The 24,705-nt window shown below is 45.1% G+C and carries 21 protein-coding genes; 4 read left to right on the top strand and 17 right to left on the bottom strand.

The window, feature by feature from the left end:
* The first annotated feature begins 97 nt into the window (after positions 1–97).
* The 3 genes from asnS to CLOSA_RS00635 all read left to right on the top strand — a co-directional run bounded on the left by asnS (position 98) and on the right by CLOSA_RS00635 (position 4,532).
* Entirely contained in the window at positions 98–1,489 is a 1,392-nt protein-coding gene (gene asnS / locus CLOSA_RS00645; protein ID WP_013270862.1) for an asparagine--tRNA ligase, read from the top strand.
* Between the two features lie 106 nt (positions 1,490–1,595).
* Entirely contained in the window at positions 1,596–2,666 is a 1,071-nt protein-coding gene (locus CLOSA_RS00640) for a metallophosphoesterase family protein (RefSeq protein ID WP_013270861.1), read from the top strand.
* Between the two features lie 3 nt (positions 2,667–2,669).
* The gene (locus CLOSA_RS00635) at positions 2,670–4,532 is read left to right on the top strand and encodes an ATP-binding protein (protein ID WP_013270860.1); all 1,863 of its coding nucleotides are present in this window, start codon (positions 2,670–2,672) and stop codon (positions 4,530–4,532) included.
* A gap of 367 nt (positions 4,533–4,899) precedes the next feature.
* On the opposite strand, the gene brnQ is transcribed toward CLOSA_RS00635, so the two are convergent.
* Positions 4,900–6,222, bottom strand: a complete 1,323-nt coding sequence (brnQ, locus tag CLOSA_RS00630; protein ID WP_013270859.1) for a branched-chain amino acid transport system II carrier protein — start codon at positions 6,220–6,222, stop codon at positions 4,900–4,902.
* A gap of 9 nt (positions 6,223–6,231) precedes the next feature.
* Positions 6,232–7,410: a ribose-phosphate pyrophosphokinase gene (locus CLOSA_RS00625; RefSeq protein ID WP_013270858.1), complete on the bottom strand. Its 1,179-nt coding sequence runs from the start codon at positions 7,408–7,410 to the stop codon at positions 6,232–6,234.
* A gap of 296 nt (positions 7,411–7,706) precedes the next feature.
* On the opposite strand from CLOSA_RS00625, the gene CLOSA_RS00620 reads away from it, so the two are divergent.
* A complete protein-coding gene (locus CLOSA_RS00620; RefSeq protein WP_013270857.1) occupies positions 7,707–9,380 on the top strand; it encodes a S8 family peptidase in 1,674 nt (557 codons plus the stop codon).
* Between the two features lie 80 nt (positions 9,381–9,460).
* On the opposite strand, the gene CLOSA_RS00615 is transcribed toward CLOSA_RS00620, so the two are convergent.
* The 15 genes from CLOSA_RS00615 to CLOSA_RS00540 form a co-directional block, all read right to left on the bottom strand.
* A complete protein-coding gene (locus tag CLOSA_RS00615) occupies positions 9,461–10,456 on the bottom strand; it encodes an ATP-binding protein (protein ID WP_013270856.1) in 996 nt (331 codons plus the stop codon).
* A gap of 55 nt (positions 10,457–10,511) precedes the next feature.
* A complete protein-coding gene (locus CLOSA_RS00610; protein ID WP_081443076.1) occupies positions 10,512–11,483 on the bottom strand; it encodes a DnaD domain protein in 972 nt (323 codons plus the stop codon).
* 481 nt (positions 11,484–11,964) lie between these two features.
* On the bottom strand, positions 11,965–13,344 hold the full coding sequence (gene murC, locus CLOSA_RS00605) for a UDP-N-acetylmuramate--L-alanine ligase (protein ID WP_013270854.1): 1,380 nt from the start codon (positions 13,342–13,344) through the stop codon (positions 11,965–11,967).
* 194 nt (positions 13,345–13,538) lie between these two features.
* The gene (locus tag CLOSA_RS00600) at positions 13,539–14,408 is read right to left on the bottom strand and encodes a hypothetical protein (RefSeq protein ID WP_157668977.1); all 870 of its coding nucleotides are present in this window, start codon (positions 14,406–14,408) and stop codon (positions 13,539–13,541) included.
* A gap of 386 nt (positions 14,409–14,794) precedes the next feature.
* Entirely contained in the window at positions 14,795–15,304 is a 510-nt protein-coding gene (locus CLOSA_RS00590) for a QueT transporter family protein (protein ID WP_013270852.1), read from the bottom strand.
* 221 nt (positions 15,305–15,525) lie between these two features.
* Positions 15,526–16,317: an AAC(3) family N-acetyltransferase gene (locus CLOSA_RS00585; RefSeq protein WP_242647772.1), complete on the bottom strand. Its 792-nt coding sequence runs from the start codon at positions 16,315–16,317 to the stop codon at positions 15,526–15,528.
* Positions 16,318–16,623: 306 nt separating this feature from the next.
* Positions 16,624–16,953 carry a cupin domain-containing protein gene (locus CLOSA_RS00580; protein ID WP_013270850.1) on the bottom strand — a complete coding sequence of 110 codons (330 nt, stop codon included), beginning with the start codon at positions 16,951–16,953 and terminating at the stop codon, positions 16,624–16,626.
* A 23-nt stretch (positions 16,954–16,976) separates the two neighbouring features.
* Positions 16,977–17,711: an SDR family NAD(P)-dependent oxidoreductase gene (locus tag CLOSA_RS00575; protein WP_013270849.1), complete on the bottom strand. Its 735-nt coding sequence runs from the start codon at positions 17,709–17,711 to the stop codon at positions 16,977–16,979.
* A gap of 26 nt (positions 17,712–17,737) precedes the next feature.
* Positions 17,738–19,642 (bottom strand): heparinase II/III domain-containing protein, encoded by a 1,905-nt coding sequence (locus CLOSA_RS00570; protein WP_013270848.1) that lies wholly within the window; start codon positions 19,640–19,642, stop codon positions 17,738–17,740.
* 25 nt (positions 19,643–19,667) lie between these two features.
* Complete coding sequence (locus CLOSA_RS00565) at positions 19,668–21,644, bottom strand: DUF4962 domain-containing protein (protein WP_013270847.1); 1,977 nt, start codon at positions 21,642–21,644, stop codon at positions 19,668–19,670.
* A 4-nt stretch (positions 21,645–21,648) separates the two neighbouring features.
* A complete protein-coding gene (locus CLOSA_RS00560; RefSeq protein ID WP_013270846.1) occupies positions 21,649–22,161 on the bottom strand; it encodes a hypothetical protein in 513 nt (170 codons plus the stop codon).
* Positions 22,162–22,168: 7 nt separating this feature from the next.
* Positions 22,169–22,573 carry a hypothetical protein gene (locus CLOSA_RS00555; protein WP_157668976.1) on the bottom strand — a complete coding sequence of 135 codons (405 nt, stop codon included), beginning with the start codon at positions 22,571–22,573 and terminating at the stop codon, positions 22,169–22,171.
* Positions 22,563–23,666 (bottom strand): ABC transporter ATP-binding protein, encoded by a 1,104-nt coding sequence (locus CLOSA_RS00550; RefSeq protein ID WP_013270844.1) that lies wholly within the window; start codon positions 23,664–23,666, stop codon positions 22,563–22,565. The genes CLOSA_RS00555 and CLOSA_RS00550 overlap by 11 nt, the downstream gene beginning before the upstream one ends.
* Positions 23,667–23,681: 15 nt before the next feature.
* Positions 23,682–24,131, bottom strand: a complete 450-nt coding sequence (locus CLOSA_RS00545) for a hypothetical protein (protein WP_013270843.1) — start codon at positions 24,129–24,131, stop codon at positions 23,682–23,684.
* Positions 24,124–24,675, bottom strand: coding sequence for a hypothetical protein (locus tag CLOSA_RS00540; RefSeq protein WP_041708369.1), 552 nt, complete (start codon positions 24,673–24,675; stop codon positions 24,124–24,126). The genes CLOSA_RS00545 and CLOSA_RS00540 overlap by 8 nt, the downstream gene beginning before the upstream one ends.
* Positions 24,676–24,705: the final 30 nt, after the last annotated feature.

Here is a 24,705-nt window from a genome sequence, read left to right as displayed (position 1 = left end):
CCATATCTTGCGTTTTTACACCCATCCCCCTTGAATCAAGGCTCGAAATACAGTATAATCTTACTAAGTATGCGAACATATAAAAGGAGAAGCCAATATGGATTTAATCACTGTCAGACAAATATATAAAAACAAAGAATCACTTCTTAACTCCCAGGTTACGGTCGGAGGCTGGGTGAGAAGTTTAAGAGATTCCAAGGCATTTGGATTCATCGTATTAAACGACGGAACTTATTTTGAAACACTACAGATTGTCTACCATAACACCATGGATAATTTTTCTGAAATCTCCAAATTAAATGTGGGGGCCGCAATCATCGTCACTGGTACCCTGGTGGCTACTCCGGATGCGAAGCAGCCCTTTGAGATTCAAGCGGAAAAAATCACGGTTGAAGGAGCCTCTGCACCAGATTATCCCCTTCAGAAAAAACGCCATTCCTTTGAATATTTAAGGACCATCTCCCATCTGCGTCCAAGAACCAATACCTTCCAGGCTGTTTTCCGAGTCCGTTCTCTGATTGCTTATGCCATTCACCAGTTTTTCCAGGAAAGGGATTTTGTCTATGTGCACACCCCCATAATCACGGGAAGCGACTGTGAGGGAGCCGGCGAGATGTTTCAGGTCACTACCCTTGATTTAACAAATATTCCAAAGACAGAAGAAGGTGCCGTGGATTTCACCCAGGATTTCTTCGGAAAGCCTACCAACCTAACGGTAAGCGGCCAGCTTAATGGTGAAACCTATGCCATGGCATTCCGCAATATTTATACCTTTGGGCCTACCTTCCGTGCAGAAAATTCCAATACCACACGCCATGCGGCAGAGTTCTGGATGATCGAGCCTGAAATGGCTTTTGCCGATTTAAGCGACAATATGGAGCTGGCGGAATCCATGCTGAAATATGTGATCCGCTACGTCCTGGAGCATGCTCCGGAGGAGATGAATTTCTTCAACCAGTTTGTGGACAAGGAGCTGCTTAACCGCTTAAATCATGTTCTGAACTCTGAATTCGCCCATGTGACCTATACGGAGGCGATAGCGCTTCTGGAAAAGCACAACGATGAATTTGATTATAAAGTATTCTGGGGCTGTGACCTGCAAACCGAGCATGAGCGCTATTTAACGGAGCAGCTCTATAAAAAGCCTGTATTCGTAACGGACTATCCAAAGGAAATCAAAGCCTTTTACATGAAGATGAATCCGGATAACAAGACCGTAGCTGCCGTGGACTGCCTGGTTCCGGGAATCGGGGAGATCATCGGCGGAAGTCAGAGGGAGGACGATTATGACAAGCTGGTGGCACGCATGGATGAGCTTGGCCTAAGGAAAGAGGATTATGACTTCTACCTTGACTTAAGAAAATTCGGATCCACCCGCCATGCAGGCTTTGGCCTTGGATTTGAGCGCTGTGTAATGTATTTAACCGGTATGTCCAATATCCGCGACGTGGTTCCATTCCCAAGAACTGTCAACAACTGCGAACTGTAAGCCTGTAACGCAAATTCCCTTCCTCACCGGCAGGGAATTTGTGGTTTTCGTTCAGCCATGGAGAGTACTGTAACTATTTGTGCAGAAGACCAGCGAGGTAATGACAATGAAATTCATACATATTGCAGATGTTCATTGGGGTATGAGCCCGGACAGCGACAAACCGTGGAGCAAGGAACGGTATCAGGACATCAGGGACACCTTCGCAAAGGCGGTCAGCCAGGCAAAGTCCCTGGAGGCCAACTGCCTCTTTATTTCCGGAGACTTATTTCACCGGCAGCCCCTTGCCAGGGATCTTAAAGAAGTAAATTATCTTTTTTCCACCATACCGGAGGTCCACGTGGTCATCATTGCCGGCAACCATGACCGCATCCGGAGCAACTCCGCCCTGCTAAGCTTTTCCTGGGCACCCAATGTATCGTACCTCATGGGTAAGGAGCTGGAAAGCGTTTACTTTAAGGAAATCAATACGGAGGTTTACGGCTTCAGTTACCATACGCCTGAGATTCCGGAAAACCGCCTGGATCATTTAAAGGTACCAAACAACGGACGCATCCATGTTCTTCTTGGCCATGGCGGGGATGCCAACCACATCCCCTTTGACAAGGGCGCCATGGCCAATCTGGACTTTTCCTATATAGCCATGGGGCATATCCACCGTCCGGAGATCCTTTTGGAAAACCGCATGGCATTTGCCGGCTCCCTGGAGCCTCTGGACAAAACGGAATCCGGCCAGCACGGTATGATGGTGGGAGAGATCAATGAAGTGACCCGTATGGTGACTTCCTTAAAGTTTATACCCATGGCAAAGCTTCAATACATCTCCCTGGCCGTCAATGTGACAACAGCAACTACCAATACAGAACTTGCCATGAAAATTACCCAGGAAATCCAGAACCGGGGGCCTGAAAACATATTCCGGTTCCGGATCCGGGGCATGAGGGATCCGGATATTTCCTTTGACTTGGAGATGCTTTCCACCCGGTTTAAGATTATGGAAATCATTGACGAATCCGAGCCTCAGTATGACTTTTCCGCCTTGTTTGCCGAACACCCAAGCGATATGATCGGATTTTATATCCAGGCCCTTCAAAAGCCTGAGATGAGCCCGGTGGAAAAAAAGGCCCTTCATTACGGCATCAATGCATTGCTTCGTACAACGGACGAAAGGAGCTGACCCATGAAAATAATTGATCTCTATATCAATGGCTTTGGGAAATTCCATGGCAGAAACCTTACCTTCCGGGATGGGCTGAATATTGTATACGGCAAGAATGAGGCCGGAAAATCCACCATTCATACGTTTATACGGGGAATGCTTTTCGGTATTGAGCGTCAGAGAGGCCGTGCCTCACGGAATGACCTTTATACAAAATATGAACCCTGGGAAAACAGCGGTACCTATGAAGGACAGATACGGCTTGAGCACAAGGATCACATCTACCGGATCGAACGCACGTTCCAGAAAAACAAAAAGGAATTTAAGATCGTAGACGAAACCGCCGGACGGGAAATAGAACCTACGAAGGCATTTTTAGACGATTTATTATGCGGTCTCAGCGAAGCCGCCTACATTAATACGGTCAGCATCGGCCAGCTTAAAAGTGCTACCGATGAGGGAATGGTTTCTGAACTTAAGAATTACATTGCCAACTTAAACACAACAGGAAACCTGTCCCTTAACATCACGAAAGCCGCCGCCTTTTTGAAATCCCAGAGAAAAGATTTAGAATCCCAGATGGTTCCTGAGGCGGCCCGTACCTATACCTCATTGTTAAGCGAGATACGCAATACGGAAAAAGAAATCTCATCTCCGGAATATGAAAATCAGATCCAGGAATACCAAAAGCTCCGTTCTCATATCAAATCCTCCATTGAAGAACAGCAGAAGGAGAAGGAGGAGCTTCTGCAAAAGGCGGCAAGGGGCAGGCAGGTGCTGTCCAGCAACCAGTTTTCTGACCAGTCCTCCATAAACGCCTGTCTGGCAAAGGCTCAGGAAAGCTATGAAGAGTATAGGGAAGCCAAAGAATCCTGCAACAGAAAACCAAGAAAAATACTCTCCGTCCTTTCCCTGTTTATTGCAACCCTGCTTTTATGCGGCACTGGCGTCCTTTACTATCTGGGAGAAGCAAATTATTTTACCGCCTATTATGGACTGGACCTCATTCTTTTGCTGGGCATTTTCATTGGAACAGCCACTATTTTCTACCTGATCGGCCTGATCCTGTTTTTACGCCTGAGACACAGCCAAAAGGACATGGAAATGAGTGCCAAGATCCTTCAGGAGATCCTTTCCAGACATTTGGGAACTACCGATATCTCCCCGGAAGCCCTTCGGGCCTTCCAGACCAGGATGGCGGAATTTACCCGCTTATGCTCTGCTGTCTCCAAATCCGAGGCGGTCATCGCACAGAAGGCGGCCGAGCTGGAGGATCTTTCGAAAAAGCAGGAAAACTGCGGAGAATCCATTGAAAAACAACAGAAAAGCCAGTGGGAGCTGGAAAAGAAGCTGGAGCATTTGTCTAGCTGCAAAACTCAGGCAGAAGGGCTTAAGCACATCCTGACGGAAAACGACCGGATACGGGAGGAAATTTCTGCCATTGACCTGGCTCTGGAAACCATGACTAGCCTCTCAACCTCAATCAGAGACTCCTTTGGCTTGTATTTGAATAAAACAGCCTCCGACCTCATTGCAGGGATCACTGGAGGAATTTATACCAGCATGAGCGTGGATGAGAACCTGAATGTATTTTTGAATACGAAAACAAAACTGGTTCCACTAGAACAGGTCAGCAGCGGTACCATGGACCAGGTATATCTGGCACTTCGTCTGGCGGCCGCTACACTGATACAGGAAGGTACAGAGCGTATGCCGTTCATATTTGACGACAGCTTTGTGCTGTATGACGATGACAGACTTAAGACTGCCTTAAAGTGGCTGGTAAATGCTTATTCCGACCAGGTCATCATCTTTACCTGCCATCAGCGGGAGGCCCAGATGCTGACAGCGAACTTAATCCCTTACCATCTTGTTGAGATATGACCCAGTAAAAAATTGAGATATAAAGTGTCTGCATCGCCTGCTTGACTGCCGGTATTCACTGGCTTCAACTGCTGCTATCATACTTTTGCCTGCTCCGGTATTCATGGAAGAATCTATCCGGCTTCCCGGAACTCAATGTTCCGGGAAGCAAAAAAAGACTGTCCAGAAGGATCCTCCGCCTTCCGGACAGTCTTTTTTCATCGTTACTATTTTTCCATCAGTACTGCATTCCTACCAGTTCTGCCTTCCAATCAGTTCTGCTTTCCTACCAGTTCTGCCTTCCAATCAGTTTTGCTTTCCTACCAGTTCTGCCTTCCACCAGTTGTGCCTTCCTACCAGTTCTGCTTTCCACCAGTGTGCCCTCCTATCAGCGACTTCCTTCCTGTCCATATCTCTTTCCTCCAATACCGGCCAGGGCACCGGCAGCGATCCCTGCAAACGCAGGCCCCATCCATCCAAGTCCCACATTATAAAGAGGAAGTCTGGAAAGTCCGGCATTTAAAAAGACAAAGCCTGCCTGCTCCAGAGCCAAAAGCACGCTGGCGGTTCCGGTAAAGCCTATGGAACAAACATAAACTGCCTTCCACCGCCTTCCATCCCGGAAGGCAAAGGACAGCAGAATAAGAACAATGGCTACCGGATAAATGGCATTTAGCACCGGAACAGAGACTTCCAGTATTTTGTTAAGGCCGATATTGGAGACCACCAAACTCACCATGGCAAAAAGAAACGCCCAGGCACTATACCCCACCCTGGGTATAATGGTACTGAAATACCTGCTGCAGCAGCTGATAAGTCCGATACATGTATTTAAGCAGGCAATAAAGAAGACAGCGGCCAGCATCACAAGCCCTACGTTCCCATATAAAAAACGTACCGCCTGGTTTAAGGTCTGGGCACCGTTTTCTCCCAGTCCCAAGGTACCGCCTGTAACGGCTCCTACGTGAGCCAGAGCGCTGTATACCAGGAGAAGGACTCCTCCAGCGATAAAACCTGCTTTAATCGTCTCTCTGACCACAGAGGCCTCTTGTTTGACTCCCATTGCCTGTACATTCAAAGAAATAATAATTCCAAAATTCAGGGCGGCAATGGTATCCATGGTCAAATACCCTTCAAGAAATCCTTTTACAAAGGGATTGGATCCATAAGCCTTTTCCGGAGTCCCGTAGGAGCCTGCCGGATGGACCATGCAGCCTGCAAAAATTACCACGATCAAAGCCAGAAGACAGGGAGTCAGTATTTTCCCCAGCCTGTCCGTCAACCTGTCCGGCTTTAAAGATACAGCAAACGCTGCGGCAAAGAAAAAAGCCGAATAAAGGAACTGGATAAATGCTCCTGAGCTTCCTTCTTTTAAAAAAGGGACCACTGCCATCTCAAAAGATGTGCTGGCAGTTCTGGGAATGGCAAGACACGGCCCTATGGACAGATAGATAAGCAGTGTGAAGATAAATGCAAATTTCGGATGAACGCGGCCGGCCAGTCTGGCCAGACCGCCGGACCTGGCCACTGCTACCACGCCAAGGACTGGAAACCCGATCGCTGTTACCGCAAAGCCGGTCATGGCCGTCCATGTACTGGTTCCTGCCAAAGCACCCAAATAGGGCGGAAAAATGAGATTTCCCGCCCCAAAAAACATGGAGAAAAGTGTAAGACCCACTAAGATCAGTTTCTGCTTCGATAATTTTTCCATGGCCCTGCTTTACCTGTAACCTGCACGGTAGCGTTCTAAAAGCCGGTTAATTCTGGTTGTGGGATTCAGAAGCTCACTTAAGGAGGCGTCATGGTTTAAATTGTCTATGATCAACGCAATGTATTTGCTCATATCAACATTGATATAGTATGGTCTGGATAAGAGATCAGGAGTCTGGTATACCAGATTGGTAGTAAGAATCCTGTCAATGAATCCGTTCTCATAGTATTCATCAAACTTTGCAAGACCGTTGGTAAACAGGCCAAAAGTGGAGCAGACAAATACTTTTCTGGCCTTTCTTCTTTTAAGCTCCTTAGCCACATCAAGCATGCTTTCGCCGGAAGAGATCATGTCGTCAACAATGATCACATCCTTGCCTTCTACGCTGCTTCCCAGAAACTCATGGGCAACGATTGGATTGCGGCCGTTGACGATCTGAGTATAATCCCTGCGCTTATAGAACATACCCATATCCAGGCCGAGAACATTGGCAAAGAATACGGCTCGTCCCATACCGCCCTCATCCGGGCTGATGACCATCATATGCTCGCTGTCAATATCCAGCTCCTTCTCTTCCCTCAGCAGGTATTTAATAAACTGGTAAATTGGCTGAACAGTCTCAAAACCCTTTAATGGAATGGCATTCTGAACTCTTGGATCGTGGGCATCAAAGGTAATGATGTTCTCCACTCCCATGTTCACCAGCTCCCGAAGGGCAAGAGCACAGTCCAAGGATTCTCTGCTGGATCTCTTATGCTGTCTGCTTTCGTATAAGAAAGGCATGATCACATTAATTCGGCGGGCTTTTCCTGCCGATGCAGCAATCAGACGCTTCAAATCCTGAAAGTGGTCATCCGGAGACATATGGTTGGTCATCCCGCAAAGGGAATAGGTAAGGCTGTAGTTACACACATCTACCATGAAATAAAGGTCATCGCCGCGTACAGATTCCTGCAGGGTACCCTTTGCCTCTCCGGTTCCAAATCTTGGCGTGCTGGCTCCGATTATATAGGAATCCCTCTGATAGCCTGAGAAAGCGATGGTAGATTTATGCTCGCTCTCCCGCTCCTGTCTCCATGACACCAGGTAATCATTGACCTTATCTCCCAATTCCTTGCAGCTTTTTAACGGTATCAAACCCAGCGGACCTACCGGAATGGTTTCTATCGTTTTTTCTTCGTAAAGCATTCTTCTCTCCTCCAACGTTTCTAATACAATGCAACGGTTCTTTTATAACATTATGTGCGAAAATAGTCAAGTTAAACGATGGGTTTCATACTCTTTCCTCTCATTGTAACCTTTGTGACCACTTGATGCAACTTCTAATTTCTTACACTTAAACCGGAAGCTCAGCTTTAAATCCCTCCGGGCAAAAACCCCCAAGTCCAAACGGGAATCTATGGCATGCTCCAGGAGATTCTCATAATAGATATTTATCCGCATAAAATGTATTATGTACCCAATAAAAGCAGGGAGGATTACTCGTGTCAAAAATTTTGGATAATAATTATTATGACTTAATTATCAGCAATACTCTGGCTCCTTCCTATGATACTGGAGATAATATTACCTATTTGGATATAAGGGATTCCCTTCTGCACGTTCCAGTCAGCACCGTGAACCCCTGTGATTTAGGCCGGCACCCCTATAACAATTTTCCCTTTCTCTATACCCTCACTTCCACCACCAGTCTGGAAAAATCCGGCATCTCAACGGTTCAGAGAAACCCCTTTCTTGCCCTGTTTGGAAGCGGGGTCCTGGTGGCCGTTATCGATACAGGTATTGATTACCAGCATCCGGCATTTAAATATAATGACGGAACCACCCGTATTCTCACCATGTGGGACCAGACAGACCAAAGCGGCACACCTCCCGAAACCTTTACATACGGCACCCAATACACCAGGGATCAAATCAATACCGCTTTAAGCGCAGAGAATCCTTTGTCCGTTGTTCCAACCACAGATTCCATTGGACACGGAACTGCCATTGCCAGTGTTCTGGCTGGCAGCCCCAACACAGCAGAATCCTTCAGCGGCGTGGTTCCTCAGGCGGAACTTGTAATCATAAAATTAAAAGAAGCAAAACAAAATTTAAAACAATTATTTTTTGTTCCGGAAAACGCTCTCTGTTATCAGGAATCCGATATCATACTTGGCATTCGCTATGCATTTCAGGCCTCCCAACAGTTCAACCGTCCTCTTGTGGTATGCATTGCCTTGGGAAGCAGCCAGGGCGGCCACGACGGCAGAGGTGCTATGGACAGTTATATTGATTATCTCTCATTGCTTCCGGGTATCGGAATCTGCGTTTCAGCAGGAAATGAAGGAAACAATCAAAGGCATTATTTTAACTCCACCACCGGGGCCCCTTACTACAATGATTTCGAGCTAAGGGTCGGGAGCAATGACAAGATGTTTTCCATGGAAATCTGGTCTTACGCTCCGGCAAGGCTTTCCGTGGATATTTCCTCTCCCAACCGGGAATCCACCCAGCCGGTATTTCCTTCCTTTAATCAATGCAGGAGGTTCAGTTTCATATTTAACCAGACCACCATCTACGTCAACAATACCATATTTGAGGAGGAGAGCGGTGACCAGCTCATTCTGCTCCGGTTTAACAATCTCCTTCCCGGCATCTGGTACCTGCGGGTGCAAAGCATAGAAAACGAACCCTTTGCCTTCCATTCCTGGCTGCCTTCCGGAGACTTAATCACAAGAGAGACGTATTTCCTTAACTCTAATCCTGATACCACCCTGACCTCACCTGGAAACGGGAGACACCAATTAACAGTGGCCGGCTACAATGATGCCAATAACAGCATTCTGCCGGAATCCAGCAGAGGCTTTACAAGGATCGGAGAGATCAAACCAGACCTGGCTGCACCAGGCTATCAGCTTACCTGCGCGGTCCCGGGAAACATGTATGGAACTGTGACTGGTACAGGAGCGTCGGCGGCCCAAGCGACCGGGATCGTTGCTATGGTTCTTGAATGGGCCATTGTCAGAGGAAATTATCCAAGAATGACCGGTAACAATGTTAACCGCCTCTTAATAAACGGGGCGGCCCGCAGCAGCTCAAACATTTATCCCAATAACATATGGGGCCATGGGCAGATTGATGTGAATAACCTTTTTGAACGGCTTGCCAGTATATAATAAATATCATAACCGCCTGCACCTGCCAAACAAAAACAGAAGATCCAGGAGCCTGCTTCCAAAGGCTTCCTGGATTTTTACTAGTTCACACGCTTTTCTTTTTTTCTGATGCGGATGTCATCTCCGTAAAGGGGAATCACCGTATAACGGCTGATGAGCCTGGAGGTGACACGCTCCGTATACCGGTCTCTCAGCTCATTGATGGGATGATTGGTGGAAATGATGGTTGATTTGGAAGAATTAAGCCGTTCATTGATGCAGTAAAACAATTCTGAGGATGTAAAGCTGTTATTCAGTTCCGTTCCCAAATCATCAATGATTAAAAGGTCACAATCCAGTATATACTGATACATCCCTTTCATATCTTCTTCATCCTGGTAATCAAACCGGTTCTTGGAAAAGACCTCAAACAGGTCATTGGCTGATAAGTAAATGACGGAGTAATACCGGTCAATCAATTCCTTTGCAATGCAGTTGGTTAAGAATGTCTTACCAACTCCCGTAGGGCCTGTAAACAGCAGATTCCCATGCTCTGCAGAAAATCCCCTTACAAAGCACTGGCAGGTCTCCACCACCTGCTCCATATACTGTCTGACGGTTCGGTTAAGAACCGGAACAACTCTGGTATGATCAAAATATTCATAAGAAAAATTATTAAAATTTTCCACCGCAATGATTTGTTCAATGTTTGACTGGGCATATAGATATTTCATTTCAAACTGGCGGAAACAATGGCACTTTGTCCCATCTGAGTATCCGGTATCCTTACAATCCTGGCATCGGTACCGCATCTCCATATAATCCGCGGAAAAGCCGGCAGCCTTTAAAAGCACGCCCTTCTGTTCTCTCAAGTCTGCGATTTCATTCCGAAGGTCCTTAAGAGCACCCCTGTCCCCTTCAAGAAGCCTTCGTGCACTGGCTACTGCACTGGTGCTGATGAAATCATCCAGCTCTTTTATAACCGGTATCTTCCGGTATACTTCCTCAATCCTCTTTTCCTGTTCATGGCGGTTCTTAAACTGTTGCTGTCCATATGCCCGCATAATGGCATCGTACTGCGAATTGCTCAGCGCCATAATTACCTCCATTCCTCTTACCGACGTTTGCTGACTTCGCTAACCTTTGTATAAACTACTTCTGTTCTGTCAGCTGCCTTAAAACAAGGGCATCATAATCAATCTCCCTTTGAGGGAAATTCTGAAACTGGTTCTGTCCCCTTCTCCCCTTAGGGGCCTGGGTCTGTTTGTATTCTCCGCTTTTTCCCGCCTTATTATCTCCACTCTTCATACGGCCGGCATACTGTTCATCCAGCTTTCTGACCTCCTCCATGGAACGCACTCCGGATTTTTTCCAGCCCTCCAGGATTTTGTCCGCATATTGGAAGCTGGGGGTGTGGGTAGCAGCTAGGGTCCGGTTGCAGGCTTCAACCACAAGATCCCTGGTAAATCCATAGTTTCGGAACCATCGTTCTATAAGATCCCTCTCCATATCTCCTGGTTTCCTGTCATTTAATCCAAAAGCCTTCATGACGGCAAAGGAATCCTTTGTAAAGGTAAGGGCATAGCTCTTGGCATCCTCTACGGTGCGAAATCCTTTTTCATGCCAACTGATAGCCACTGTTTCAATATAACGGATGCTGCTGTGGCCGCCCTGTACGCAGTATTCCACCACAAACTCCAACAGCTCGGCCGACATGTGAAGGCCGTCATAAAGATAAGCGAAAACCTCACACTCCCGCTGGGTGAATACCTTATTCATATATTTCTGAGCAATATAAAGGAGCTGGGAAAAATCTTCATCTCCCGCAAGTCCGCTTATTTTCTCAGGCGGATAGACCATCCGGCGGCCTCCTGCCTCCGGCTTCTTTTGCTCCTCCCTGCCAATTCCGGAACAGGCCGTCTCGGATACCGCAGGGGACTCCGTCTGTTTTAGCGGGACGCTCTCTTTAAGGACCCCGGCATTCTTCCAGTAAGATAAGGCCCGTGTTACATCCGCTTCCGTATGGTTTAACGCATCCGCAATCATAGAAACGGTGATTTCTTCCCCTTCATGGCGCATCAAATATATATATTCCTTTATGTACTCCCCATTGGCCGCAGCCATATATTCATCAATGAACTCATTGGAAATCACTGTAGCGCTGATCTTGAAACTGCTCTTTATTTTCAATGCCTTAACCTCACCTTTTTTATATCGCCAGCCCGCCGTACAGCGGGTAAAGCCTGTGGCTTCTCTCACTCACGGGCATTCCATTTGTGAAACAGGGCATGGCCGGATTTTCTTAAGTGCAAGCACAACGAAAAATTTAGCCGTGTCCTGTTTTGCACTGCTCTTTGTCTTCATGAATATCATACCACAGGTCTCATCAAAAGAAAATAGCCCCAGTTATCCACTAAATGAATTGTGGATAATGTGGATAATGTGGAAACCAGGTATACATAAATAGAATTTCTTCTTCGAATCATGTCGATTTGCTGATAAAACCTAGATTTTTTAAATTGTAAGACTATAAATTATGTAAATTAAAAAATCCACATAGTTTCTTAACATAAAATGTTGAAAACTATGTGGATAATGTGGATAACTATAAGCCTAAAAGCTTCTCTCCCACTTTTACAATGTCTCCGGCCCCCATAGTTATCAACAAATCACCGTGTATACAATTTTCTAAAATAAAAGTTTCAATCTCATCAAAGGATGAAAAATAGTGGGCTTTTACCCCTCTTTTCCCGATTCTTTCCGCAATATCCCCGGAGCTGATGCCTAAATCATCTGTCTCACGGGCTGCATAAATATCTGCCAGGATCACCTCATCTGCCAGTGACAGGGCATCTGCAAATTCCTCCAGAAACGCCTTAGTCCTTGTATAGGTATGGGGCTGGAATGCCACCCAAAGCTTATTGTGGGGATAATGCTTCGCCGTCTCCAGGGTCGCCCGGATTTCCTGTGGATGGTGGGCATAATCATCAATGATGGTAACCCCCGACAGCTCTCCCTTCTTTTCAAAACGACGATTGGTGCCGGTGAAACGCTTCAGCCCCTTCTTAATCAAATCAAATTCAATACCCAGTTCTGTACATACGGCCGCTGCTGCCAGGGAATTATACACATTATGCTCTCCCGGAACGCCAAGTGTTACGGTATCCACAACATTTCCGTCCAACTTTAAATCATAGGTAGCCCTTGCGTATTCATCAAAGCGTATGGCTTCGGCCTGATACCGGCTCCCCGGCTTCTTCCCATAGGTGATCACCTGGCATGGCAGTCCCTCAGTGATTTCCTCTCTGCTTTCAATGTCATTGTTGATTACCAGTGATCCGTTTGGGGGAAGTTTTTCGGCAAAAAGACGGAAGGAATGTCGGATATCCTTAATATCTTTAAAGAAATCAAGATGATCCGCCTCTATGTTCAGGATCACCTCCATGGTGGGAAAAAAGGAAAGAAAGCTGTTGGTATATTCACAGGCTTCCGTTACAAAAAGTCCGGGACCTCCCACACGGATATTTCCGCCTATGGAATTTAAAATCCCGCCCACTGATATGGTAGGGTCCGCTTCGGCTGCCAGAAGAATCTCCGTTATCATAGAGGTAGTCGTGGTCTTACCGTGGGTTCCTGATACCGCTATGGAGTTCTCATAATTTTTCATCATCTGTCCAAGGAGCTCCGCACGGCTTAATATGGGAAGTCCCTTTTCCTTTGCTTCTGCATATTCCGGGTTATCCGGATGGACTGCGGCCGTATAAACAACCACATCAATTCCTTCTTTAATATTCTCCGCTCTCTGGCCATATGCAATGGCCGCACCCTTTGCCTCCAAATGGCGAGTCAGCTCTGATTCATGGGAATCTGACCCTGTCACGGTAAATCCCTCGTCAATGAGAATTTCCGCCAGTCCGCTCATGCTAATTCCGCCTATTCCAATAAAATGAATTGCCTCTGGTTTATGAAAATGAATTTGATACATGCTTTTTCCATCCTTAATTATGTTTTCTGTAATATCTGATGCCTTCCTTCACTTTTACCGCTTTTCTTATGTAAAGGCAGCTGCTTCCTCTTTATTATATAAGAAAGCACTGAGAAAATCTACAAAATAATTATAATCAAAAAATGCACCTTACAGATTTTATGTCCTGTAAAGTGCATTTTATGACACAGTCCTTATAACCCTAAGGCAATGGTCGAAACCTCATCCTCATAGCTTTCGGCTCCTGCCGTTGTTGCTCCAACTACAGATACAATCAGATAAAGCATCTCCTTAAAGCTGCGGAAAGTCTGTTCCGCCCTGCCTTCCCTCCAGTGAATAATGCCTTGCCATGTAGAATGGTCACAAAACATGATTTTTATTGTAAAGGTTGCCTTTTGTCCACTTTTTCTGCATATGGAACAGATTTCATTGGAAACCAGCCTGCCATAATTCAGTCCATAAGCTGAATATTTTTCTTTTAAGGCTTTGGCTTCCATAAAATTTCCCAGCGTTCCAGCCAGGTCGGCAGGAACATCATACTGTTCCGTCAGGACAGCAGGAATACTCTGGTAATTTCCCACAATCCGTCCGTAATCATACGAATCAATGGCTACATGAAAGAAACTCAGCGCTTCCCCTTCCTGTCCTGCCTGAAAATCCCCTTTCAGCATCCGGCTCATAATGAGAATCAGTTGGAGCGTGCTTTCAAACAGCTCCTGCCGTTCTCCCTCCTCCCATTGGATCAACCCCTGCCAGCTGGCGTGGTAACGGTACTGTACATATATACGGAAGGTGCTTAATTTTCCTTTTCGCACCTCTTCATCACTGGTCCGTGTCTCAAAATCAACGGGATTCGTTCCTGGAAAATGCCGCATTTGAAATGTCTGTTTAGGGCCGCTCATGGAATCAAAGATACGGTCCATATTTAAAATCATCTCCAGCGTACTGCCGTATTGGATTCCCTGAGGATCATCGCAGTGGAACATAATTCCCTTTATACCACAGGCATCGCATTCATCCACTGCCAGCGTAATGTACCGGTCGGTGCCTCGAACTACACTCATTCTTCCTTTTGCCATAATTTCACCATTATCCTTTTGTTGTTTTATAATTATAAACCGGGGCGGTTACATTTTGGTTACATCTGCTGTTTTTGTCAAAATTTCATATTCCGGTTGTAACCTTTCAAGCCTTTATGCTATGGTACAATTTGCCATGCTCTTCCAGACATTATCCTGCAGCCGGAGTTGAAATAAAAGGAAATCCGGCCGCCTTTTCAATCATGCAGCCGCCTTTTCCAAAATTTACCGGGAGGAATATTCTTCTGCTTCGTTATTATGGGGTTTTTTTGAAGTTCTTGGGCAGGGGATACGGAATAATGAAAAAAGCTTGTCCAGGCAGTTTATGATGCAACACCTGAACAAGCTAAAATACGGCTTACAAATATGTTTTATTCTTTATCTGACAGGAAACGCCCGAATATTATGTGCCTGTAGTTATTTAAAACACCAATCAGGATATTGCCAAGGATCCCTATCACAAGAATTTCACCGATACCGACTGTTATCATGGCATACCAGATCATGTCCTCTGAGCCATAAGCATAACGAAGAACCCATGGGATGATGATAGTATTCGCTAAAATCGGGGGGACGCATACCAGCCATCTGCTTTTCCTAAGCTTGTAGGAACCAATGGCTCCTAAAAGGGTGGCAAGGCTGCCGAAAACCACATCCAGGGTCGCTGCTCCGCATAATAAATTAGACAGGAAACAGCCAATAAACAATCCGGGAATCGCTGCCGGCGTAAAAAATGGGAGAATACAGAGGATCTCTGAGATTCGAAACTGGATAGGTCCGAAGCTGACAGGGGCAAAAATCACGGTCAGCACAGTGTAGACTGCAGCAATCGCAGCCGAAAAGACCATAAAATAGGTCCTTTCTGATGTTTTGTAATGCATATTCATTTCTCCTTTAGTTTTGTTTTAGGTGTGGAAGGTCTCGAACACACCGGTCATTGTTGTGAGAATCCCTTTAAAATCAAGGGTTCCTCGGCCTTATTACGGGGGATACTATAGCACAAATCCAGAGAAAATGCAAGCTGTACCCATAAATTACCGGAAATGGCTTACAGACCGTTTTCCGTTCTATCCTCTTATAAACCATGCACCAGATATTCCATTTATTCTTTCCGCCACCACTCCTTAGGAATCGTTTCCAATTCTATCAGACAATTTATCTGGTGGGACAGCACATCCTTCGTCACCTCGTAGACTCCATTGGCATCGCACAAAATGCAGGCAGCATCGCCGAAAGTGGCCTTAACCGCAGCTTTTCTGTCATAGAAGGCCTGTTCCAGCTTCGTGTAATTCTCTGAAATATGATCCGTAACAGGATTTTCATGACAGTGCATGAAGGAGGGCTTTATCTGATTGCCTGGCATAACTATCTTAAAATAAGTAGGTTCCTTGGTCAGCCGCTCCGGCACCTCTAGATGTTCTTCTACGCAGTGGATAAACGTATTTCGCTCGTGACCAACTCCAAGAAGCAGGATTTTCCCATTTCTGTCTTTTAAACGGTCATAGCAGCCGCCTGGCGGGCAGGGCGTTGTCCGATGTTCCTCTCCCTCAATAAATGCTTTTCCATCCTTTCCGTATACAGCCACACTATGGGTTGGATGTAAGGAACGAAGCACACCTTTCCGTTTCATAAAAAGATTAGGTAAAATTCCCACACAAGCCGGCTCTATTCTTGGATCATATACATTGTGGTATTCAGACATGGCAGCCCAAGTATGAGTGGGCAGTATCAGCAGACCGTCAGACATATATTCCATAAAAGCATCAAGTACGGTATCCGCCCCGCCTTCCACCTCTCCGATTGCCTTCATGGATGAGTGCAGGAGCAAAGTGTCATGGGGCATAATTCCCATTTCCTTTAAATTCTGCTTCAGATTTTGTTTTGTAAACATCATAACACCTTTCTTTTTCCAGATAAATTTATCACATCCTGCTTACCATCATAAGGAATCTAACGGAATTTTTCAAGTAAGTCCCATCTAAATTATAATAAAAATATTGGCTTTTCAGAAAAAATAATCAGAATTTAAACCCAAACCATGGTTTTTGACCAACAGGAATGATAGAGGGTATGATGGATAGTATATACCAGCACAACAATAACAGGCTGCCAATTTAGCATTTAAGCAGCCTGTCCTTCCTGTTTCATATTTTATTACTGGATTTTTCCTTATGACACCTGCAAAACGCCCTTCCCCTTTTTATTTCTCTCCAATAAAGTCCTCTCGCTGGGGTGTAAAAATATCCAGGATCACAGAATCTTCCAATGCCGTTGCGCCATGCAGGGATTCCGGTTCTACGTAGTAGCTGTCTCCGGCCTTCAGAATATATTTCACACCATCTGCTTCATACTGGAAGGAACCGGATACGATATAGCTGACCTGCTCATGAGGATGCTTATGGATACTTCCCACTGCTCCCTTTATAAAGGAGGCCTCTACCCCCATCAGGCTTCCGCCCCTTGCAAGAATACGCCTGGTGATTCCCGGCTCCGGGTTCCCGGGAATTATATCTTCATATTTTAAAACCATTATGCCACTCCCTTTCTATATTATCAGATAAACACCTGGCCGCCATTGATCTGTATAATCTCTCCTGTAATAAAGGAGGCTTTTTCAGAAACCAGGAATCCGATCACTGCTGCTACCTCTGATGGTTCTCCAAGCCGTTTCATAAGAATCCCTTCCTTCCAGGATTCCAGGATCTCACGCTTTGTTGCAGAATGGAATGCCGTATCAATGGTACCGGGGGAAACGGCATTTACACGGATTCCATAATCCGCAAGGTCTTTTGCCAGTGCCCGTGTCAGTCCTTCAATTGCTGCCTTACTTGCAGCATAGATTCCCGCGCCCGGGCCTCCGCCGGAGGTAACTGCAATGGTACTATAGTTAATGATGGATGGATGATTGCCCTTTTTCAGCAAAGGAATGGCTGCACGGCTTGCATAAAATGCACTGTCAAAGTTAAGTGCCATTACCTTTCTCATAAAGGAAGTCTCCATCTCTTCAAAACGCTGCCTTCCGCCAAGACCTCCCACATTGTTCACCAACACATCCAGGGAATCATAGGTCTGGGATATTTTTTCAAAGCATCGATTGACGTCTTCCTCATTCATCGAATCTGCATAAATAAACTCACTGTTTATCCCATGGCTTTTCAGAGTTTCCAGTGCCGATTTCCCATCCTCCTGGCTAATTCCGGTGATAATAATGTCATAACCAGCCTTCCCTAACTCTATGGCAGCGCTTAAGCCAATTCCACTAGTTCCTCCTGTAATGACTGCTCTCATTTTTGTTCTCCTTTTCTCTGCTTTCTTTATTGTTTATCCTCCGCCATTATTTTTAAATGATAATGGGGAGATGTTCCTGTATTCCTAAGTAAAATGGTATTTCTCCTTTGATTCACCGGATTATCCAATGTTTTTAAGAGGTATAACTGGTGTCCCCCAGTCAGATCGATCCAGATACTCCACATTACGTCTTCTGCCCCGGCCCGCAACACAACATGGTTTTCTTTTGTTTTTACCCGTTTGGTTTCAAGGATATGCTGATAGCCATTTTTTTCAAATCCCAGGTTCCCATCTTCCAGATCCAGATCATATTCCAGATGAAGAGCGGATTCCAAATGAAACACGTAGTCAAAGGTCCCATTCCTTCCGCTTTCCACAAGGAAATCATCCGTAAACGTATTCCCTGAGATCTGTATCGTCCTGGTATAGTGAATACCGTCATAGACATCTCTTGCCGCTGCAGTCACTTTATTTTTATCAAAAAACAGGCATTCCCCCGGACTTACAGAGGTAATATCCATGCCATTCCAGCAGACCGTATTGTGAGACAGGGTTTTCCGGTGCCATTCATTGCACAGGCGGGACCGGTACCCTGCATTTGACAAGTCCCTGGATATTCTGTGATTCCCATACATCAGTTCCACATTCATGATGTCCGGATGGGCGTGTGATTTCCCATTTAGCCCATATTTCATAAACCCGTTCCATTTGTCATATCTCAATATTACAAAATTGGATTCAGGAAAGTTGTTTGACTGCTGCTTAACCGGTGTGAATTGCTCATAATCAAAGTCAATGTTAAACAGAAGCTGTTCCAGACAAACGCTGTTTTTGCAATAATATGGCTCTGACAAAGGCAAAGGCGTACGAACGGAACCGGACGCTTCAATGTTCTTCACAAGATTGCCGATCGGGCTGTCCTCTCCCATCGCCCTGGCAGCCGTATGGTAAATATAACTGAATGTGCGTAAATTCAGATTGGGCCAGCCATCGTTGGGATTGGGCAGAAATTGATTGTCAAATGCATAATTGTATGCCTGTACAAACATATTCTGCAAAATTTCAGTCCCGGTTTCACCAAAATCATAACCGTAAACCTTACTGAACAAAAGCAGATACGTAATGCCTTCCAGCAAAAAGAAATTATAATGAATGGATCCTTCGTACCAGAAAAAGTCTTTCGTCACTCCTGTTTCAAGCTGTTTTCTTATATTGTACTCACTGGTAAACGCAAAATCGATCATCTCCTGATCCTGGAATGCCAGCCCCATAACACCGATAGCGGACAGATTCCAACAGCTGATATTATGAATTCTGGTGGCCTGAGGGGCCAGCAGAAAATACATTTCCCGGAACATATTGTGATACACCAGATCAAGAAATTCCGGACTTAATTCATCTCTTAAGATCTCAATGGTCTGGATAAAACGTATGGCGACAATGGATTCATTCAGCCCTTGGGGCATCATTCTTCCGCAGCCCCAGGGCATTTCGTCATAAGAATCTGCGGTCAGATTTTCTTTGTTATGCAGCAGAAACTCCTTATAATGATGGGCGTAATATTCCATAACTGATACAGAATAGTCAAAATATTTCTTTTCCTTTGTGGCTTTATAAACAAATGCAGATACCAGCGCCATGATCACCGCTTTGTTCCGGTAAAAATAAACCCAAACGCCATCTAAAATCTCACTTTCATACACCTTTTTGCACACTTCACACCGATGCCTGTCAGGGGAGTTTATATCAAAAATCAGCCTTCCTCCGTCATCGTCACAAAAGTAGCAGTGCCCCCAACGGCTTAACCGGTCCGGAGAGTCAGAAAAATCAGGCAGAAACTCATCTACCTCTCTTTTCATTTCCTGTATCAACTCCCGGTTCCTGGCCTCTCCATTCATCCGTTCATAAAATCTTTCATTAACATACTTCATTCCCAACCCTCACTTTTTCCCTGTTTTACGGAACCCGGTAACTTTTTCTTTCTCCGCTGTTGCTGCAGACCTCAATGATAGTTACATTCATTTCATTCCCAAAAATCAACTGATAATCTTTGTCTCCGTGTCTGATGTGGAGATTCTCACCTTTAAAGGTAATCTCCGTATTCATTCCATCAAAGGTAAAGCATTGAATCAACGTTTGTTTTTTTGTGGGAGCTGCTGATTGAAATGACAAAGTATTGATGAAAGTTCTGCAAAGCTTATCCGGCTCCTGGGATGTCATCACACTGACAATTTCCTGGGTGTACTGATCCGAAGAGATTTCCTGATCTGAAAAAACAGTATATGTAATACCTCCGGTCTCCATTGGATAATAGTAGGTATGATCGTTCTGCTTTTGTGCCGGCATATCCGTATTGGAAATTATGCGGTAAATATGATCCCTGTCAGACACACACACATCAACAAACAGGAAAAAGAATAGCTGATCGGTAAATAACAGCCGGCTTACCTCCTTCATGCCAAGGGCTTCCGGATAGATCCCGGAGGTTTCGCCTTTGTAAATAACCATGGTATCATCAAGCTCTAAGAAAACCACATCTCCCCGGTACTTCTCTTCCATGGGATAGAAGGGATCTTTTTCCAGCCTTTTTTGGGCACTGCTCATATATATATCATTTACATTTTCCGCATCTGTGTATTGGTTATCCACCAGTATGACATTATGGTTATCCGGCATAAGATTCCGGTTATATCCGTCTTCGCAGGTCAGATATTCACTTCCTCTTGCAAAGATATAAGAAAGATTATCGGAATGATGGTGGGAAAGGGAAAGACAATCCAAACCTTCCCTGCGGTATAAGTTCCAGCCATTCATCCACTGCTTCCTGCCTCCGGGACAGCCGCATTTTATTGTCAGAACCTTGCTTCTTCTGCTCCAGTCTTCTCTTATGGACAGCAAACCCAAATCTTCAAAGTACCTGACTTTTGGAAGAAGAGAAAGGGGCTTCTCTGTTACCTGGGGATCATACCAGAGAAATTCAAATGCAGCCTCCGGCAGGATGCCCGGTTTGATCTTACTTTTTTCCGCTTCCGCCATAAGGAATTCATCAAGAACAAGATTGGCAAAGGTCTGAGCAAAGCCATCCCCATACTCGGCAGCCGCCTTATAATAGACGCAGGGGGCATGTCCGCTGTGGCGGTCATGGCTGTCTCCAAAATTCATCTGCTGCTCAAGATCGCCGCAGGATTGGTATAACCGGTAATAAAAAGTATTCTTCAGGTAATTGCTTGTCTGAAAATAATCCAGCCCTTCCTGTACTTTAAGCAGATGGGCATATACAAACAGCCACATTCCCCCGTATCTCCAATAAGGGACACCTTCATAATTGGAGCCGTCATCTGCAAGGAGAGAAAACACTCTTCCAAAATTCTTTTTTGCCTCCTCGGTATATTGGACGGCTTTGTCATAAGACTCTGAAAGCGCATATCCTGCCGCAGCAAGACCAGTCATATTGATCCAGTTGTGGTTCTGATAATAGCTGGTTGACCATCCATGACCGTAAGTGTCTAATTTGTACTGGTACATAAGATCTGCGTGATGTCTGATCTTAGCCAGAATTTTCTCTTTTTCTTCTTCCCCTAAAAACGGCTTCAGCCAGTCATATCCCAGGGATAGTCCAAATAAGATCCAGGAAGCGGATAAATCCACATTCACCAAATGGGCATTCCCCCATTGCTCATAGGACAAAACCGCCCCCATAAACCGCTTTGCCTGGAAAAGATACTTATCCTCTCCGCTCAGGCTATAGGCTAGAGCAAGATTCATGATCGCAACGCCTAAATAGGTAGTGCTCTCTTTTGGATGGTGCTCCGGCAGTTGATACGCCTCATACCGGTCCGCCTGCTGAAGCAGTCTTTGATACTGTTTTTTTCTCACGCCTCTGATCTGTTCTTTGTAAGGCCCCAGATCACCAATAAAAACCAGATTGCTCATGTCTCTACTTCTCCTCCTTGTTCCTCATTTCGGCCACGGTATCCATCAACCCGGTCAGCAGGTAATAATAGATGGTGTAAATCACAGCAAAGCCAATGGGTTCTCCCGGGATGGTGACCGTTCCTTCCGGAAGGTGAAGCAGTCTCTCCAGCAGCAGATTTACGCTTTGGTACGTCATATAAATCAGAAACGCAAGAACCATATTTTTTAAGATTTCAGCCAGCTTTAATACTGCATTTTGCCACCCGCTCCGTTCAAAATAGGATTGGTTGTAAATTCTCCCTTTTCTTACTATATCAAACATCCGGTAAGCAACCGGATTATAAAGAAACAAGGTTGCAAGCCCTAATCCCAGCCCAAGGAAAAAAATCATATCCAGAGGATCGGCAAAGACTCCGGACTGGGTGCCAAATCCAACAAAAAAGTAGCACATGCCTGCGATCCACCACCGGAATATTCCTGCTTTCACATTGTCTGAAATCTTCTTTCTACCATATTTTCTTTCTCTGTCAGTCATGATCCCTTCACCTGTTCTTAATTAAATCAGCTATCAGTAAGAGGCCGGAAATTACATAAGCCAAAAGAATAGCCATACTGAAAACTACCGCACGATTTACCACACCCACATTAAGGGAGCGCTGCACGGAAATCGCATCCCGGTAAATCATGACCAGATACGATCCTAATCCTGCTGTTACAAAACAAACCAATGCAGTAAAAATCCGTTCTGCAGTTTCTTTATTCTTAATGCGGGTTGTCTCAAAGAAAGCCACCAGTCCCATCAGAACAAACAGGAACATCACAAAACCGCACATCTCATGTTCCAGGAGCAAAAGGGCTTTTACATGAATATTGGTAAAAATCAGGTGCACCACAGAAGAAATCATAATCATCGCTTTCGCTATACCAGTTAACTGTTTACTCATCATTCTCCCCCGCCCTTGCATGCATCAGCAATTCTGTTGTCTCCTTATCATAAAAATAGATATGTTCCATACCAAAGCGGATATTAACCTGCCCGCCAAAGCTGTCCTCCTTGCTTTCGATCTGGCAGGCCAGGACCGATTCTCCGATTCTTACATATAAAATATAACAATTCCCTAAAAACTCTTTGTTTTCCAGTTCCCCAGCAATCACATTGATATCCTCCCCATTGGAGATGGAAAACTGCTCCGGCCTGATCCCCAATATGAGTTCCCTTCCAGAATATTGTTTTAAGGGATCCGCGATTTTCTGGGGCAGGAAAAGTGCATGAGAGCCAAACACAAACCGGCTGCCCTCCACCCTTCCTTCAATGAAATTCATCTGAGGCGCTCCAATAAAACCTGCTACAAATAAATTGCAGGGTTCATAATAAATTTCATTGGGAGTTCCTGCCTGCTGGATTATTCCGTCCTTTAATACCACCATACGGTCTGCCATTGTCATGGCCTCTGTCTGGTCATGAGTTACATAAACAGTCGTAACCTTTAATTCTCTCTGAAGCCTTACGATTTCTGCCCTTGTACTGGTTCTCAGCTTTGCATCCAGGTTTGACAACGGTTCATCCATAAGAAATACCTTTGGCTTTCTTACGACGGATCTGGCCAGAGCCACTCTCTGTTTCTGCCCTCCGGAAAGTTGTCCCGGCAAACGTTTTAACAGGCTGCCGATTCCTAAAATTCCGGAGGCTTCCTTCACCTTGTCATAAATAACCGTATCTTTTTCATGTCTGACACGCAGGCTCATTCCAACGTTGTCATAAACCGACATATTGCCATACAGCGCATAGTCCTGGAATACCACTGCAATATCCCGTTCTACCGGCGGGCATTTATTGATTACCTTATCATCCAGAACCAGATCACCGTCAGATATCTTTTCCAGCCCGGCAATCATACGCAGGAGGGTTGACTTTCCACAGCCTGACGGTCCCACAAGAACAATAAATTCTCCATCCTGAATCTCTAAATTGAAGTTATTGACCGCACAAAATCCATTTGGATATGCTTTGCTTATATTTTTAAACAGGAGTTTTCCCATATTTTTCACCTCATCCTAGCTGGCTTCTGACTGCTGTAACTGTTCCTGAAGCCTTTGTCTTCTGTTGGCATGCTTCAAACTGATGAAGCCGGCCGCAAGAAGCATGACCCCTCCCAAAAGATTTGCAGCCATGATCTCCGTGTGCCTGGCATAAGGCTTTAACACAAGGGGAACCAGCACAGACATTCTGACCAGCATGTAAATACCAAGAAAAACAGCAATGACCGCCCAAATTTTATGATAGATATTGACCTTTACGGCACAGGTAAAAAGTACAAACAATATCACAATATTAATCATTACCGTGGCTCCCATGAGGTAACTTACAGGCATTACATCCAAAACCATGATATTATAGATGAGTTCCGCCAATATGGCACATAGGATCAGTGAATATGGCAGCACATCCTTTTTATATAATGACACGTATGCCTTTTTTTCTTTTTCAAGCAACCGATTATCCATTCCTTGTGCTCCTCTTTTTCTGATTCTTCTGGAATTTAAAATGGCTTCTGCCAATGGCAACGATATAAAAAGCACAGCAGAGAATATAGGTCATGTAGATTCCCAATCCAATTCGGAACGTGGCAAAATGAGGCTTATAATCACCAGCACTTTCCAACCGCAAATACTGGAAATCCAGGCCGGCATAATAGCTTTCTATGGCCTGAAGATTAAACAGGGCATAGGCGGAACATGCGCAGCATATAAGAAGTGACAGCCCCATTATGATTAAAGCAAATTTATCCGGTATTTTACCGAAGATCTCCAGCAGAAAGGAAAGTAAAATCACCAGAACTCCAAATACCGCAAAGGCAAAAATCTGTTTATTAAATATCTGCAGGATGTAATCATGGAAAAAAGAAATCTGGTCATTTTGTGTTAATTTCAACCCGAACAAATCTTTATACTCCGTCATGAAGCAAAGAGTATAGATGAATACAAGGATAACGGTCCCGGTATAAATTCCTGCTGCTAATTTTTGAGTTTTAAAATACTTCTGCATCATCAGCTCCCACCTTTTTATAAGGGAGGAGAA

This window comes from [Clostridium] saccharolyticum WM1 (genome assembly GCF_000144625.1).
Taxonomy (GTDB): domain Bacteria; phylum Bacillota; class Clostridia; order Lachnospirales; family Lachnospiraceae; genus Lacrimispora; species Lacrimispora saccharolytica.
The sequence above is the reverse complement of the archived record's forward strand: the minus strand, read 5'-3'. Positions and strand labels throughout refer to the sequence as shown.

What these genes read in the sequence shown, in the direction of transcription:
- asnS (WP_013270862.1), top strand. Translation starts at nt 98, where the DNA reads ATGGATTTAATCACTGTCAGACAAATATATAAAAACAAAGAATCACTT.
- CLOSA_RS00640 (WP_013270861.1), top strand. Translation starts at nt 1,596, where the DNA reads ATGAAATTCATACATATTGCAGATGTTCATTGGGGTATGAGCCCGGAC.
- CLOSA_RS00635 (WP_013270860.1), top strand. Translation starts at nt 2,670, where the DNA reads ATGAAAATAATTGATCTCTATATCAATGGCTTTGGGAAATTCCATGGC.
- brnQ (WP_013270859.1), bottom strand. Translation starts at nt 6,222, where the DNA reads ATGGAAAAATTATCGAAGCAGAAACTGATCTTAGTGGGTCTTACACTT.
- CLOSA_RS00625 (WP_013270858.1), bottom strand. Translation starts at nt 7,410, where the DNA reads ATGCTTTACGAAGAAAAAACGATAGAAACCATTCCGGTAGGTCCGCTG.
- CLOSA_RS00615 (WP_013270856.1), bottom strand. Translation starts at nt 10,456, where the DNA reads ATGGCGCTGAGCAATTCGCAGTACGATGCCATTATGCGGGCATATGGA.
- CLOSA_RS00610 (WP_081443076.1), bottom strand. Translation starts at nt 11,483, where the DNA reads ATGGCTGCGGCCAATGGGGAGTACATAAAGGAATATATATATTTGATG.
- murC (WP_013270854.1), bottom strand. Translation starts at nt 13,344, where the DNA reads ATGTATCAAATTCATTTTCATAAACCAGAGGCAATTCATTTTATTGGA.
- CLOSA_RS00600 (WP_157668977.1), bottom strand. Translation starts at nt 14,408, where the DNA reads ATGAGTGTAGTTCGAGGCACCGACCGGTACATTACGCTGGCAGTGGAT.
- CLOSA_RS00590 (WP_013270852.1), bottom strand. Translation starts at nt 15,304, where the DNA reads ATGCATTACAAAACATCAGAAAGGACCTATTTTATGGTCTTTTCGGCT.
- CLOSA_RS00585 (WP_242647772.1), bottom strand. Translation starts at nt 16,317, where the DNA reads ATGATGTTTACAAAACAAAATCTGAAGCAGAATTTAAAGGAAATGGGA.
- CLOSA_RS00580 (WP_013270850.1), bottom strand. Translation starts at nt 16,953, where the DNA reads ATGGTTTTAAAATATGAAGATATAATTCCCGGGAACCCGGAGCCGGGA.
- CLOSA_RS00575 (WP_013270849.1), bottom strand. Translation starts at nt 17,711, where the DNA reads ATGAGAGCAGTCATTACAGGAGGAACTAGTGGAATTGGCTTAAGCGCT.
- CLOSA_RS00570 (WP_013270848.1), bottom strand. Translation starts at nt 19,642, where the DNA reads ATGAAGTATGTTAATGAAAGATTTTATGAACGGATGAATGGAGAGGCC.
- CLOSA_RS00565 (WP_013270847.1), bottom strand. Translation starts at nt 21,644, where the DNA reads ATGAGCAATCTGGTTTTTATTGGTGATCTGGGGCCTTACAAAGAACAG.
- CLOSA_RS00560 (WP_013270846.1), bottom strand. Translation starts at nt 22,161, where the DNA reads ATGACTGACAGAGAAAGAAAATATGGTAGAAAGAAGATTTCAGACAAT.
- CLOSA_RS00555 (WP_157668976.1), bottom strand. Translation starts at nt 22,573, where the DNA reads ATGATGAGTAAACAGTTAACTGGTATAGCGAAAGCGATGATTATGATT.
- CLOSA_RS00550 (WP_013270844.1), bottom strand. Translation starts at nt 23,666, where the DNA reads ATGGGAAAACTCCTGTTTAAAAATATAAGCAAAGCATATCCAAATGGA.
- CLOSA_RS00545 (WP_013270843.1), bottom strand. Translation starts at nt 24,131, where the DNA reads ATGGATAATCGGTTGCTTGAAAAAGAAAAAAAGGCATACGTGTCATTA.
- CLOSA_RS00540 (WP_041708369.1), bottom strand. Translation starts at nt 24,675, where the DNA reads ATGATGCAGAAGTATTTTAAAACTCAAAAATTAGCAGCAGGAATTTAT.